Origin of the sequence: Pseudonocardia sp. EV170527-09 (assembly GCF_008369905.1) — a bacterium.
Lineage (GTDB): Bacteria > Actinomycetota > Actinomycetes > Mycobacteriales > Pseudonocardiaceae > Pseudonocardia.
Genome location: NZ_VRMC01000718.1, coordinates 1 through 223, shown reverse-complemented (window position 1 = coordinate 223; position 223 = coordinate 1). Strand labels below are relative to the sequence as shown.

General features: G+C 69.5%; 1 pseudogene. It reads left to right on the top strand.

From position 1 onward, the window contains the following. Positions 1 to 223: pseudogene (locus FVA95_RS30580) on the top strand (IS21 family transposase); the annotation flags it as partial.

The window sequence follows — 223 nt, the reverse complement described above, 5'->3', positions numbered from 1 at the left end:
GTGTGACCTGTGGTTCCCCGAGACCACGATCCCCGTCGGGGCCGGTCAGGAGCGAGTTCTGCCGGTGCTGGTGATGACGCTGGGCTACTCGCGGTTCCTGTCCGCGACGATGATCCCCTCACGCCAGGCCGGGGACATCCTGTCCGGGATGTGGCAGCTGATCAGCGACGTCGGGCGGGTCACCCGCACCCTGGTCTGGGACCGGGAGTCCGCGATCGGCGGG